The organism is Paenibacillus algorifonticola (assembly GCF_000971975.1).
GTDB classification, from domain to species: domain Bacteria; phylum Bacillota; class Bacilli; order Paenibacillales; family Paenibacillaceae; genus Pristimantibacillus; species Pristimantibacillus algorifonticola.
Map to the genome: position 1 here is coordinate 60844 of NZ_LAQO01000022.1, position 14527 is coordinate 75370.

The window sequence follows — 14527 nt, forward strand, 5'->3', positions numbered from 1 at the left end:
CTTTTTGAAAATATAGGAAAGGATATGATTGCTCCATCCTTTCTCTATATTTCTCGGAATGAAACGCGCCGCCAAAGGAAGGCGACAGCCGCTTCACCTTGGTCATTTTAAACATTTCGTAACTTTTAAACGTATTGTTTCCGCTATCATAGTAATGATGAGTGACCTAAACATATAACCGGGGGATGTCCAATTACTATGACGGATTTTCAATATAAAATAAATCGCTTAAGACAATGCGAGTCTATATGCTATACGATATGCCTAAAGCTATTACAGAACGAACAGCAGGCGGCGAAAGCGGCGGAATGGCTGCTCAAACGCCTGTTTACAGACGAGCAGTTTTGGAAAACGTCTGAAGCTGCACGGGACAGGTATATTTTTCGTATCGCAAGCAATGCTTATTTAAATCAGACACAGATGCGCTCCTTTATGAAAACTTCATAAGGGGCGTGTTTGTTGTTAAGGGAAGGAAGCATGGCGACCATGATTAATACGAGCAATACACGCAGCGTTACTATCGCACTGTTCGTAGCGACCTTTCTGGCAGCGATCGAAGGGACGATCGTCAGTACGGCTATGCCGAGCATAACGAGAGAGCTGCAGGGAACCCAGCAGTATAGCTGGGTTATTTCGATTTATTTGCTTGCTACGGTCGTCACGACGCCGATTTACGGCAAGCTGTCAGACTTATTTGGCCGCAAAAATATGTTTATGATTGGGGCTGCGATTTTTTTGTGCGGCTCGATGCTGTCTGGCCTTGCGCAAACGATGACGCAGCTTATTATTTTTCGTGCGATTCAAGGGCTGGGAGCAGGTGCGCTCACAACGATTCCTTATACGATTATTGGTGATTTATATGCTTATGAGCAGAGAGCGAAGGTACAGGGCTGGATGTCGAGCATTTGGGGAATAGCTGGTATATCAGGTCCTTTGCTTGGCGGGCTGCTAGTCGATTACGTCTCTTGGCGGGCGATATTTTATATGAATTTGCCATTTGGCATTGTCGCGATGTTTTTGCTGGGCTCTACTTTGAAGGAAGCCTATGAGAAGCGGAAGCGATCGATTGATTATGGCGGAATTGGCACGTTTGCGGTCGGCATGTTCTGTTTTCTCTATGCCTTGACACTGCTGCGTTCAGAGACGGGGGAGCAAGGAGCCAGCTATACGGAGATCGGGCTGCTTTTTGCAGGTGCTGCGGTGCTAATGGCGCTGTTCTTCTATATTGAGAAGCGTGTACAGGAGCCGTTGATACCGCTCGTTTTGTTCAAAAATCGCACCATCAGCATGGTGAACTTGCTCAGCTTTCTGCTATGCGTCGTAAACGTCGTTATTATTTTTTATTTGCCGCTCTGGCTGCAAGGCGTTTATGGAAAAAGCGCCACCTATTCCGGTTTAGCGATGATTCCGCTTTCGGTCAGCTGGCCGCTCGGCTCGATTTTGGCAGGCACGTGGATTTCGCGAATTGGGCTTAGAAATATAACGCTAATCAGTGCGTTTTCCCTCGTATTGGGAAGTTTAGGCTTCATGTTCCTGAATGCCTCGACGCCGATTGCCTGGTTTATGCTGTATATGTTTTTAACGGGCTTAAGCTTTGGGCTTGCGCTAACCAGCTGTACCGTATCCGTGTCATCCGCGGTCGAGCGGCAAATGCGCGGTGCCTCGGTTGCAACGAATAACTTTATTCGCACGCTCGGCCAGACGATCGGAATCGCTTTATTCGGCCTGCTGCTGCACACAGGCAGCACGAATATAATCGACCCGCAATTGCTGGAGGAAAGCTTGCACCGAATCTTTACGATTGTGGTCATTTTGTCCCTCGTTGTCGGTGCAGTATCGCTAGCTTTACCACGAATTTCCTCAGCAGAGCGACAGGAAACGAAGCACGCTTCTTAAAATATTTGTCATAAATAATAGGTGGAGTGCAACTTTTCAGATTATATTGCGTCCAAACTTTTGGCGGATATGTAGAGAAATCGCAATTTATTTTGGAAAAGGAGATTCACATGCTTAAAAAAGTCAGCTTATTTGCACTCGTATTCTTTTTTGTCTTTACTTTGGCTGTGCCGATTCAGGCGGAAGCAGCGCAAAATGTCCTAGGTCAAGAGCAGCTCGTTCTGCTTCAAAAGTCGAATAAAATGTACCACAATGGCACGCTGTATACAGCTACGCAGCCTGTAACTGAGCTGAAAGGCACGACCTACGTTTCGGCGCGCTCGATCGCTGAGCGACTCGGCGGCAAAATCGTATATGACAAGGTTGCCAAGGAGTATGTGCTGACGACAGAAAAAAACGTGCTTCGTTATGCAATTGCCAGTTCCTCCTACAATGTGAACGGAGCGGTACAGTCGTTTACTGGAGCGCCTTACAACTTGAAGGGTACGCTGATGATTCCGCTTCGTACGCTGCTGCAGCCGCAGGGCATCACGATGAAAGTGAACAAGGCGGAGAAAAAAATTACGCTGACTTGGACGGTAAAGATCGCTCCAGTCGCAACATTTTCAGTAAGCCCTAAAGTCATTTATGCGAATGAAACACAGGTGACTTATACGAATCAGGCGACCAGCAGCACCCCAATTGTGGACGAGCGCTGGGAAGGCAATTTGCCGATGTTCGACCAGCCGGGCATGTATACGGTAACTCATTGGGTTCAAGATTCGGATGGCGTCTGGAGCGAACCATACACGGTTACACTTGAAGTGCTTCAACCGAATTTGCCGCCAGTAGCGAAGTTCGTCACAAACAAAACGAGCTACATGATGGGCGAGCCAATTGAATATACCGACCTCAGCAGCGACGAAGAAAATGCGATTACGAGCACGAGCTGGACGAATAAGGAGCAAGGCTTTTTCGAGCCAGGCCCACAGACTATTTCCTTGAAGGTAACGGACAAGCATGGAGCAAGCAATGAATATTCGCTTTCGATTATGATTGAGGATCAAGAGCTTTATTCCAAGCAGGACTTTGGCATGTTATTTACGCCTCCAGGAGAGCGTTTCTCGATTAGTGGATCTTCCGTTCTGAATTTTGATGTGATTCCGTATTCATTGACAGAGTATGGACAGCAAACGCTGCTTCGCAGCAACAGTCCAGAGCGAATTGTGAATGAAGGCGTGTATTATACAGATTCGGCTTCGGGCAACGTTCGTCTAATGTCGCATAACGTAAACAACCGTCTAAACTCGGTGCGTATGTACATCGTCGCTACGAATGAGACAAATCAGGAAGCGACGGTTCAGACACAGCGTGTCGGTATTGGCGGTCCTGCGCTGTATGTATCGGCAACAGGGAAATCTTCCATTAGCAAATATTTGACCTCGCGCATGAATCCGGTCATGAATGATATTACAACGATTCCAGCGGGCGAGAGCCGTATTATTCTGAAGCAGCTAAGCGACTTGAAAATATCGCCGGACCGCGTATTGACGATGATGGCGGATGTTTCGACCTCTGGTCCAATCAAATTCAGCTACGTCATTATTGATGATGGCAAGGATGTTCTGTCCGAGCTGCCGCTGCTGCCGTACTTGGAGCCGGATGGCATTCACATTCGGGGTACATTCGAGAAGGCAGATCGTACGATCAACCTGACCCAGTCAGTAGGTGCAGAGCCAGGACGTATGGTATTTGGCGATAAAGTAGTGGATACACGCCTTACAACGATTGACAAGCTTACAGGAGCAACGATTTACAATGAAGGCAACTATGGCGTTGTATACGTCGTGAAGCTGTTCAATGTTCAGCCTAATACGCTCATTGCCTTGAACCCGCGTGGCGGACATTACGGCGGTGCCTTCCTCGTCAACAACAATGTTGTTCTGACGACGAATAATTCCTTCCTTGCGAATAATGGTGAAGCGGGTGTCCTGTACCGCACGGGAAGTGCATCAGAAGCGGTAACGATTGTATTCTCGCCGGCATCCGGCAGCAATTTGCCAATCAATTTGCTGTTTATGCCAATGCCAGAGAAGAAAAGCTAGCAAATGCTGCAAGTAAAAGCATCTTTCTGTTCACAAATGTGAACGGAAGGATGCTTTTTTTCTTGCTAATAGGAATTTCCGAACATTAAGCAAGTTCTGAACAAAGACTGTTTAAAGTAAAAGGGATACAATCCATGCATTGCAATAGGCTGTCATGGAAGGTGCTAGGGCGGCGATTGCTGATTACAATTGAAAAGGCGAACGATAAAGAGCATTTTTCAATTGATTGTAAGGGAAAGATTGAACGAGAGAAGCATACTCATGTCATATTTTTCGGTGAAAGCGGTATATTTAGCGTATTTTAGGCATTCACCCAGGACAACATGTTAAGTTTAATTACATATACTATTGATAAATCAGGTTTAGTGCTTTATTATGTTATAAAACATTACGCAAACTTGAAAGAGGGCAATCCTATGAAAACTATACTTATTCGCAACGCAACGATAATGACGATGAATGAACGTGGCGATATTTTAACGGGGGATTTGCTCATTCGCGGCAAGCGTATAGCTCAAATTGGCGGGGAGATCGCGGAGGGTGGAGTGGATCGAATCATTGAGGCTGATGGTAAAGTTGTGCTGCCCGGCTTCGTACAGACACATATACATCTATGCCAGACGCTATTTCGCGGGCGGGCAGATGATCTGGCCTTAATTGAATGGCTGCGCGAGCGGATTTGGCCGCTAGAGGCGGCCCACAGCGCAGATTCGGTTTATTATTCCGCTATGCTTGGCATTGGCGAGCTGATCCGCAGCGGGACAACGACGATTCTGGATATGGAGACGGTGCATCATACAGATTCGGCTTTCCAGGCAATATTGGAGAGCGGCATTCGCGCCATTTCCGGCAAGGTGATGATGGACCATGGCACGGAAGTGCCGCTGGCGCTTCAGGAAAATACACAGCAATCGCTGCAGCAAAGCGTCGATTTGCTCGAAAAATGGAATGGCGCTGGTGACGGCCGCATCCAATATGCTTTTTGCCCAAGGTTCGTTGTGTCTTGCACAGAAGAGCTGCTCATTGGGGTACGCGATTTATCCGAGCAATATAAGGTCAAGGTGCATACCCATGCTTCGGAAAATACCGGGGAAATCGCGATTGTGGAAGCGGAACGTGGAAAGCGCAACGTCGTTTATTTGGATCATATCGGGCTGGCAAGGCCGAATTTGATTTTGGCCCACAGCATTTGGCTCGATGAGGAAGAGAAGCGGATTATTAAGGAGAGAGGCGTTAAGGTCACCCATTGCCCAGGCTCAAACATGAAGCTGGCATCTGGCATTGCGGAAATTCCAGAGCTGCTGCGCGAAGGCATTGATATTGGCATTGGAGCGGATGGTGCGGCATGCAACAACAATTTGGATATGTATCAGGAAATGCGGCTGACCGCCTTTATTCAGAAGGTGAAGCACGGCCCGACGGTCATGGATGCGCGCACCGTGCTGCGGATGGCCACAATGGGCGGCGCGAAGGTGCTTGGCATGGAAAATGATATTGGCAGCTTAGAGGAAGGCAAGCTTGCTGATTTGCAAATGCTTGATTTGGAAGATTTTCATGTGTATCCGTCCTATGATGCAGATTGGTTCTCGCGTGTAGTTTATGCGGCAACCCGTGGCGATGTGGATACTGTAATCATTGACGGACAAATCGTAATGGAGAAGCGCATCATGAAGACGATTGACAAGCCGCTTGTGCTGCGGGAAGCCGATCGTTCGCTTCGCGGACTGCTGGCAAGGCTGTAGGCTGTAGGTCATAACTTCATTTCATTATAACGTTATATATAAGAGGCGGTGGCTGCTTGTGGATATGCACGAAGTGCTGGATTCAATTGCGACGCTTGAGCAGCCGGCCGCGCTTGCTACGATTATACGGGTAGAGGGCCATGCTTACCGCAAGGAAGGGGCAGCGATGCTGCTGAGGCTGGATGGAACGAAGACGGGCAGTGTCAGTCCCGGCTGTCTGGAAGCCGATTTGCAGGAGCGGGTTAGCCGCGTGTGCTCTGCCGAAGCTTTTGAAATCATCATTTATAATATGCAGCCGGAAGAGGACATCATGTGGGGCGATACGATCGGCTGTGGCGGCATTATTCATGTGCTGCTGGAGCCTGTAACGACAACACTTAGAGAGCATCTGCTTCAGGCAAGAATGAGGCTTCGGACAGGAGAGACGGTTTTTTTGAATCGAAGCTGGTCGAAGGGAGGCGATAGCATCTGTTATGAATTGGAGCCTGCAGCAGCGGCCAGCCTGACTCGCAATAGATGGAAAGCTGGTGCTGCTCAGGACGGAGAGGCGGGGACATTTTCGACTAAGCTGGAGCCGCGCCCGCGAGCGATTGTATTTGGCGCCGGACCGGATGCAGAGGCGCTTTGCACGATGCTTCCAGGCTGCGGGTTTGATGTTGTTGTGGCGGATTGGCGTACACAGATAAGCCCGGAGATTCAGGTTAATAGCAGGGTTAGCGTGACGAGAGTAAATGGAAAGCCTGATGAGCTTGCCTCCAAGCTGCAATTTAATAGAAATGACTTTTTCATCGTTTGCAGCCATCAGCTCCACTACGATTATCAACTGATTCAGCTGGCACTGGAAGCACAGCCGATTTATATCGGCGTCATGGGCTCGCGTAAGCGAATCAAGCAGTTATTTGGTGAAGGGATGCTTCCTGAAAATGTTTATGCCCCAGTTGGGTTTTCGATAGGTGCAGAGGGACCGTACGAAATTGCTTTAAGCATCGCTTCCGAGCTTGTACAAGTACGGGCTGCGCATCGAGCGAAAGAAAAGGAGGCGGCTGGCGATGAAGGTGTCAGGCATTTATTTGGCAGCTGGCTTGAGCAGCCGGATGAAGCAGCCGAAGCTGCGGCTTCCTTTATCGCCGGGAGCGATGCTTGGCAGTCAGGCGCTTCATGCTCTATTAAATAGTGTCATTAAAAGCTGGATCGTCGTTCACCGCACCAACGATGAACTGGAGTGGCTAGCCATTCCAGAACTGGAACGGGCTTGCTGGGCAGCACAGCTGCACAAGCAAGAAAGCCCGCTTTCGGCGCAGGGAATGTCCTGTTCGCTGCGCAGTGGTCTTGAAGCGCTGCTCGCTCTATATCCAGATACGGATGCTGTCCTTATTGCATTAGCTGACCAGCCTTTTGTGACGGCGAGGATGGCAGAGCGCTTGGTTGAGGCGCTGGAGCGGGATTCCACGCTTGATTACGCGGCATTCAGCGACGGAGCGGCAACGATGCCTCCGGCGCTGCTGCGAACAACGATGTTTTCCGCTTTGGAGGAGCTGGAGGGTGATCAAGGAGCAAGACAGCTGTTTGCCACAGGCAAGTATAACGGAAAAATACTAGATTTAAACGGTGAACATGACTTTGCGCTTCATGATATTGACGATGAGGACAGCTTGCAGGCTGCTATTGATTGTTGGAACAGAAGGGAGTGCAATGGCCATGAATAAACAAACGAAGCCGGAGTCTCCCATCGTATGGCAGCCAAGTGATGTCGCCGAAGCTTGCACGCTCAAGCAGCAGCTTGGCGAGGATGGTGTTTTTGTTGCCGGCGGGACGCTGCTTCGTACGTGGTGGGAAGCGGGGATTGCCCATATGCCTAGCCATTTAATCGATATTAGCGGAATTGCCAACATGCAGAAGCCGATTACGCTTGTTTCAAGCAGTCAAGATCGGCAGATTTGTCAGATCAGAGCGGCGGCGCTGCTGTCAGAGGTCAGAAATGACTCTCATATAAGGACTCATTATTCGCTGCTGACAACTGCGATGAAAAATATTGCTGCCCCCTCGATTCGGAACCTGGCTACTCTTGGCGGCAATGTTCTCTCCCGTGTAGGCGATGCTCTTCCAGCGCTGCTCGTATATGAGGCCATGCTCCTCTGGCATGATGGGCAAGGAGAGTTTGAGCAGTCCCTTGCCGAATGGCTGTTGGAAGCCCAAGTAAGCCATGCGTGGAAAAACCGTCTGCTGCTCGCTATTATATTGCCGCCAGTTGATCAACCGGAACAGGAGGGGCACGGCAGGCTGGACGTCTACCACAAGGTTGGCCGCCGCGAAGTTTTCACGCCATCGATAACGACCGTTGCGATGAGTGCCGCTGTAGGTGCCGATCGGCATATAGTCGAAGTACGCATTGCAGTTGGAGGCGGACAGACGGCGCCTAAGCGGCTTGGGCATACAGAGCTATTGCTGGAGGGCGGCAAGCTTGACCGTTCGCTGCTCCAGTCCTGTTATTCCTCGGTCTTGGAGCATTTTCGTCCGGTAGGAGATGTGTTCGCTTCGGCAAGCTATCGCCAGAAGACAGCTGCCAATCTGATTGTGTCAGAACTGTGGAAAGCGATGCAGCCCAAATCATAAATAAGCAAGCCTAGCGTTCAAAGGGGAGAGGTGATAGCGATGCTGTTGAACCGTGAGACAAGTGGTAAACGGTGGCGAATCAGGCCGGATGGGCTGGGGAAGGTAACAGGCAGCCTTGCTTATTTAACGGATATGTCAGCATCGGGCATGCTTTATGGCCGGGTTCTGCGCAGCCCCCATCCTCATGCCCTTATCCTCAGTATTTGTACCGAGAAGGCAAAGCAGCTGGAAGGTGTCCATGCCGTGCTGACCCATCTCGATGTGCCTGGTTTGAACCGCTATGGAATTGCCCATCAGGATCAGCCTGTTTTTTGTGAAAATAAAGTTCGTTATGTCGGCGATGCGGTAGCAGCTGTTGCTGCAGAGACGGCTGAGCTAGCTGAATATGCTCTTTCTCTCATTGAGGTCGATTATGAGCTGCTGCCGATTGTTGACGATGCCGAACTGGCGCTTTCGCAGGATGCGCCGCTGCTTCATCCGCAGGGCAATGTGCTTCACCGCAGCCAGTTTAGCAGAGGGCAGCTAGACAGCGGGTTTGCCGCCTGCTCGCATATTGTAGAGGACACTTATTTTACGCCGAGACAGATGCACACCTATATGGAAACGGAAGGCGGCTTGTTTGTGCCGGAGGAGGATGGGCGGTTGACGGTATATTCGCCTACGCAGCATGGTTTTATGGATCGGCTGCAATTATCGCGGATTGCCGCGATGAAGCAGGAGCGAATCCGCATCGTCTCAAGCCCAATTGGGGGCTCCTTCGGCGGCAAGGATGAATTGAACGTGCAGCCTTATGGAGCGCTGCTGGCGTTAAAAACAAACTGCCCCGTCAAGCTTCATCATTCCAGATGGGAATCGGTTCGCGCCGGGCTCAAACGTCATCCGATGAAAATTGCGATGAAAACCGGTACAGATGCCAGTGGCCGCCTGCTTGCGCATCAAGTGCGGATCATCGCCGACACTGGCGCGTACGCCACGCTGGGGGCAGAGGTGCTTAACTTTACTGTCGAGCATGTTCTTGGACCTTACCGCTACGAGCATGTGGAAGTAGACGGTTATTCCGTCTATACGAACAACGGAATGTCCGGTGAATTCCGCGGCTTTGGCGGAAATCAGGCGATTTTTGCACTGGAAGGGCAGCTTGATCGGCTGGCAGAGAAGCTCGGCATGGACCCTTGGGAGCTGCGGCGGCTGAATATGCGTATGCCCGATGATTCAGGCCCGTTTGGACAGCCGGTCGTCGTAACCGAAGGCGCCATGCAGGTGTGGAATGCAGCTGAAGCAAGCGGCTTATGGCGGGAGAGGAGTATGCCGGATGGAGACCAGGAACGCGAGCCATGGATAAAGGTGGGCATTGGTTCAGCGTTCACGATGCACGGCGGCGGACTGGGCGTAGGCATTCCCGACCCGGCGGGCGGCAGGCTCTCGCTGGCAGCTGATGGCTGTATTGAAGCGATATTCGGCTACGAGGAGTTTGGGCAGGGCTTGCTTGCTACGCTGGAGCTGATGCTGATCGAGCAATTCGGTTTGGCTGAATCCGATATACGGATGATTATCGGGGATACCGATCTTGTGCCCGACAGCGGCTCCACGACAGCTTCAAGAGCGACCAGCATGATGTGGAAGACGCTGCAAAATCTGAAAGCGCCGTTTACTTCGCAATTGCTGGAGCGGGCGGCGGTGCTGCTGGGGAAAGCGGCCGACATGCTCGTAATGGGAGCGGGAGGCATTTATGAGACGGCAGGCCGTTCCTTGCTGCTGACGTATAAGGAGCTGGCTGAGGTGGAAGGTGAGCCGATCAGCTGTTCGACCGCCTTTCAGTTCCCGACATCAGATACCGCCCGAACAGGGGCCCATTTTTTATATACGTATGCGGCCGTTGTTGTGAAGGTCGAGATCAATCAGCTGACGGGACGGGTGAAGGTGCTTGACCAATACCATGCGGTAGCGGCAGGGCCTGTCATGAATCCGCAGGGCTTTCTTGGGCAGATTGAAGGCGGCAGCAGCATGGCGCTTGGTTTTACGGTAACGGAAGATGCGGTCATGCAGCAGGGACAATATATGACAAAAAATTTGGATACGTATCTAGTTCCAACGATTGCGGAGCATCGGGGTACGGTCACCGTTGAGCCGATTGAGCATTTGCCGCAAGGAGATAGCTACGGTCCGCGCGGCATTGGCGAAGTAGGCTCGGTTACGCTAGCTCCGGCCATCGCGGCGGCTATTTATAAGGCGGTGGGCATTCGCGTGACGAAGCTGCCGATTGAGCCAGAGCTGCTGCAAAATGATTGTGCTTTTGCTTTTGCCGAAGAGGCGGTGAGCGAACGATGAGCAAGCATGAAATGCTGGGAGCGCCGCGAGGCGCGGAGCAGTCGGAGCTGGCCTGCACCATCAATGGCGAGGAAATGAAGCTGGAAGTGGCAGGCTCCAAACGGCTGCTGTCTGTGCTTCGCGACGACTTGGCGCTTACGGGGACGAAGCGGTCTTGTGAAATTGGACGCTGCGGCGCCTGCATGGTACTGGTGGACGGCAAGCCAATCAACGCTTGCTTGACGATGGCCTACCAATGCGCGGGCAAGCAGATTACGACAATTGAAGGCATAGGTGCGGATGATGGAGGCATGGACCCTGTACAGCGCGCTTTTCTCGAAGAGGGCGGCTTTCAATGCGGTTACTGCACGCCTGGCATGATTATTTCGGTTAAGGCGCTGCTGGAGCGAAGTCCTGACCCTAGTGAAGATGAAATGGAAGAAGCACTATCCGGCAATATTTGCCGCTGCACCGGCTACGGAGGCATTAAACGGGCTGTCGAGCGGGCTATAGAGTGGAGGAGGAAAGCGCCATGAAACTGGACGTATTAAATACAATGAGCCGCGAGGCATTTACGGAAGCGCTTGGCGCTATTTTTGAACATTCCCCTTGGGTGGCGGAACTGGCATGGGAAAATAAGCCCTTCAGCTCGATTGAACAGTTGCATGAGAGTATGGTAAACGCGGCTTATACGGCAGGAGAGGAGCGGGTGCTAGTGCTTATTCGCGAGCATCCCGATCTGGCAACTCGAATCAGCATTGGCGAATATTCCACAAAAGAGCAGCAAGGGGCGGGACTTAGCCAATTGACGCCTGAGGAATATGAGCAGTTTGCAGCGATGAACCGCCAGTATACGGAGAAGTTTGGCTTTCCATTTATTTTGGCGGTTCGTGGCAAAAGCAAAGCAGACATCAAGGAAGCGATGGCAGCGCGCATCGGCAACAGTCCCCAGGAGGAGCTGGAGGAGGCAAAATGGCAAATCGCCCGCATCACTTTCTTACGCCTCAACGATTTAATAAAGCAGTAAGACTTAGAAAATTATACCAAATTTGATATAGAGCAAAGGGAGAGGGTAAATATGTTGAAACTTCGCAGCGGACGCACACTTTATTATGGCAAAGGGGATGTATTGACTTACCGAACCTATGCAGCGCCACTTTCGGTGAAGCCTATTCCTGAATCGGCTTTTACCGGCGATACGAACGTTATTTTTGCACATAATCTTACATTTGCAGTAAGTGGCGAGACTCTGCTGACCTCTTTCTCCAAAGGCGACAATACACAGGTCGTGGCGACGGATTCAATGAAAAATTTTATTTTGCGGCAAACGGCCGACTTTGAGGGAAGCACGACAGAAGGGCTGCTTGCGTTCATCAGCAAGCAATTTCTTAGCCGCTATCCGCATATTGACGCCATTGAGCTGAGTGCAGACCGCATTCCGTTCCATACGCTTGAAGTGGCAGATGGCAGCGATGGACTGGTCGATAGCTCGCTTGTGTACCGTCGTTCCCATAATGATCATGCTAGCGCTTCGATGAAGCTCGTCCGTGACGGCGAAGAGGGAGCGGCTGTTATAGTCGAGCATGAGTGCGCCATTACTGATTTGCAGCTTATTAAAGTAAGTGGCAGCTCGTTTTTTGGATTTGTCCGTGATGAATATACGACACTTCCGGAAAGCTATGATCGGCCGCTCTTTATTTTTCTAAATATTTATTGGACCTATGCAGATATTGAGCATGCAGTAGATGCAGGCTCCGGACAATACGTAGCAGCCGAGCATATCCGGGATATTACCCATAATGTGTTTCATGAATATAAAACGCCATCGATTCAATTTTTAATTTATCAGGTCGGCTTGCGTATTTTGACTCGTTTCCCCCAATTGGCGGAAGTGCGGTTTGAATCGAATAACCGGACATGGGAAACGGTGGTGGATCATACGGAGGAGGATGCAGCCGCTGTCTACACCGAGCCGCGTCCGCCATTTGGCTTCCAAGGCTTCACACTTACCCGCGAGGATTTGGAAAATGAGGAAGCTTCGTCATGAGCGGCAAAATAACAACGCATGTACTCGACATTTCCACGGGAAAGGCTGCGGCAGGAATGGAACTGGAGCTGTGGCAGCTGAATGAAGAGAGCGGGGAAAGGCGACTGCTTCAATCGGCTGCGACCAATGGGGATGGACGGCTGGATGCTCCGCTGCTTGCTGGCGAGGATATGAAGCTGGGCGTCTATGAGCTTGTGTTTGATGCTGGACGCTTTTTATCACGCGACAGTGGTGCGGTGCAGGCGGCGTCTATTGAATTTATTTTTCAGCAAATACCGATTCGTTTTCGCGTTAAGGATACGCAGGCGCATTATCATATTCCGCTGCTTGTTGCACCGGGCGGCTACAGCACTTATCGCGGTACTTAGAATAGTTAGGTGAACAGGTCGGCTTGGCTTATGGAAGAAAAGGGGTAGATGCGCATGGCTTCCTACTATGATTGTATCGTTATGAATGGTTTTGTTGTTTTGCCTAGTGAAGTGAAAAAGCTTGATATTGGCATTCGCGATGGCCGCATTGTCGCCTTGGAGCAGTCTCTCGCTGATGCGGAGGCTGGCTCCCGAATCGATGCGGAGAGGCAGTATGTGCTGCCCGGCATGGTTGATATTCACGTGCATTTCAATGAGCCGAATTTGGGGCATTGGGAAGGCTTTTCCAGCGGCTCGGCCGCACTAGCTGCCGGAGGCGCGACCTGCTACGCGGATATGCCGCTCAATGGCAATCCGCCGACTGTAACGACCGAGGCGCTTGCGCTAAAAGCGGACCAGGCAGAAGGCAACTCGGCTGTTGATTATACATTCTGGGGCGGACTCGTCCCAGGAAAGCTGGATGAGCTTGCTCCTATGTTCGAAGCGGGCATCGTCGGCTTTAAAGCGTTTATGTCCAATCCTGGCGGCGAAGGGGAAGGGCGTTTTCGCGAGGTCGATGACTGGACACTGTATGAGGGGATGAAAAAAATCGCCGCGCTTGGCGGATTTGTCGCCCTGCATGCCGAGAGCGACGCCATTACGTCTCAGCTGGCTGGTGCCGCTCTTGCAGCCGGCCGCTATGATGCGGATGCTTTCGCAGCCTCGCGGCCGATTATTGCAGAGCTGGAGGCGGTGAACAAAGCGCTGTTGTTCGCGGAGCAGACGGGCTGCCAAGTGCATTTTGTCCATATAAGCAGCTATGACGCGGTGGAGCTGATTGATCGCGCGAAGCGGCGCGGCTTGCCGGTGACGGTGGAAACCTGCCCGCATTATTTGCTGCTGACGATGGCGGATATGACGGCGCTTGGAGCGGTTGCGAAATGCGCGCCTCCTCTGCGCAGCGAGGAGCAGCGCGAGGGATTGTGGCGAATGATTGGCGAAGGCAAGCTGGATGTTATCGCTTCCGATCATTCGCCTTGTCCGACTTCTATGAAGGTGGATGCTTCTAAAACGTTTTTCGAAGCATGGGGAGGCATATCCGGCGCACAGAGCAGCATGGAACTGGTGCTCGGCGAAGGGTGGATCAAGCGTGGGCTGCCGCTGCCGTTATTATCCTCCCTGCTGTCAGCAGGACCAGCGCAGCGCTTCGGGCTGTATCCGCGCAAGGGAGCTATCGCAGTCGGTTCGGACGCCGACCTGGCAATTGTGGACCCTAATGCGGCCTATGAGCTGCTGGAGGAAAAATTATTTTATCGGCACAAGCACAGCCCTTATGTGGGCAAAGAAATGGCCTGCCGAGTTGTGGCAACACTCGTTCGTGGAACCGTTGTATATACGGCTGACGGCGGCTTGGCACAGCCAACATCGGGAAAGTCGCTGCTCCCGCTTGAAGCAGGCTCGGAAAAGGGCATGATGAAGGGGAGCGTTTGA

General features: G+C 51.4%; 13 protein-coding genes. All 13 read left to right on the forward strand.

Features of this window, described 5'->3' with window-relative positions; all coding sequences use genetic code 11:
* Positions 1-198 precede the first annotated feature (198 nt).
* The 13 genes from WH37_RS23975 (at position 199) to WH37_RS24035 (ending at position 14527) form a co-directional block, all read left to right on the forward strand.
* On the forward strand, positions 199-447 hold the full coding sequence (locus WH37_RS23975) for a hypothetical protein (protein WP_046233161.1): 249 nt from the start codon (positions 199-201) through the stop codon (positions 445-447).
* A 30-nt stretch (positions 448-477) separates the two neighbouring features.
* Positions 478-1896 (forward strand): MDR family MFS transporter, encoded by a 1419-nt coding sequence (locus WH37_RS23980; RefSeq protein ID WP_046233256.1) that lies wholly within the window; start codon positions 478-480, stop codon positions 1894-1896.
* A 110-nt stretch (positions 1897-2006) separates the two neighbouring features.
* Entirely contained in the window at positions 2007-3980 is a 1974-nt protein-coding gene (locus WH37_RS23985) for a copper amine oxidase N-terminal domain-containing protein (protein ID WP_052737178.1), read from the forward strand.
* 416 nt (positions 3981-4396) lie between these two features.
* The gene (locus WH37_RS23990) at positions 4397-5722 is read left to right on the forward strand and encodes a 5'-deoxyadenosine deaminase (RefSeq protein ID WP_046233162.1); all 1326 of its coding nucleotides are present in this window, start codon (positions 4397-4399) and stop codon (positions 5720-5722) included.
* Between the two features lie 64 nt (positions 5723-5786).
* The gene (locus WH37_RS23995) at positions 5787-6896 is read left to right on the forward strand and encodes an XdhC family protein (RefSeq protein ID WP_231594349.1); all 1110 of its coding nucleotides are present in this window, start codon (positions 5787-5789) and stop codon (positions 6894-6896) included.
* The gene (locus WH37_RS36670) at positions 6778-7428 is read left to right on the forward strand and encodes a nucleotidyltransferase family protein (RefSeq protein WP_231594350.1); all 651 of its coding nucleotides are present in this window, start codon (positions 6778-6780) and stop codon (positions 7426-7428) included. Before WH37_RS23995 ends, WH37_RS36670 begins: the two co-directional genes overlap by 119 nt.
* Entirely contained in the window at positions 7421-8335 is a 915-nt protein-coding gene (locus WH37_RS24005; protein WP_177217876.1) for an FAD binding domain-containing protein, read from the forward strand. Before WH37_RS36670 ends, WH37_RS24005 begins: the two co-directional genes overlap by 8 nt.
* Positions 8336-8374: 39 nt before the next feature.
* Positions 8375-10663, forward strand: coding sequence for a xanthine dehydrogenase subunit D (gene pucD, locus WH37_RS24010; protein ID WP_046233164.1), 2289 nt, complete (start codon positions 8375-8377; stop codon positions 10661-10663).
* On the forward strand, positions 10660-11178 hold the full coding sequence (locus WH37_RS24015) for a (2Fe-2S)-binding protein (protein ID WP_082110979.1): 519 nt from the start codon (positions 10660-10662) through the stop codon (positions 11176-11178). The genes pucD and WH37_RS24015 overlap by 4 nt, the downstream gene beginning before the upstream one ends.
* The gene (gene uraD / locus WH37_RS24020) at positions 11175-11669 is read left to right on the forward strand and encodes a 2-oxo-4-hydroxy-4-carboxy-5-ureidoimidazoline decarboxylase (protein WP_046233165.1); all 495 of its coding nucleotides are present in this window, start codon (positions 11175-11177) and stop codon (positions 11667-11669) included. The genes WH37_RS24015 and uraD overlap by 4 nt, the downstream gene beginning before the upstream one ends.
* Positions 11670-11720: 51 nt before the next feature.
* Positions 11721-12689 carry a factor-independent urate hydroxylase gene (gene pucL, locus WH37_RS24025; protein WP_046233166.1) on the forward strand — a complete coding sequence of 323 codons (969 nt, stop codon included), beginning with the start codon at positions 11721-11723 and terminating at the stop codon, positions 12687-12689.
* Positions 12686-13057 (forward strand): hydroxyisourate hydrolase, encoded by a 372-nt coding sequence (uraH, locus tag WH37_RS24030; RefSeq protein ID WP_046233167.1) that lies wholly within the window; start codon positions 12686-12688, stop codon positions 13055-13057. The genes pucL and uraH overlap by 4 nt, the downstream gene beginning before the upstream one ends.
* 54 nt (positions 13058-13111) lie before the next feature.
* The gene (locus tag WH37_RS24035; protein ID WP_046233168.1) at positions 13112-14527 is read left to right on the forward strand and encodes an allantoinase; all 1416 of its coding nucleotides are present in this window, start codon (positions 13112-13114) and stop codon (positions 14525-14527) included.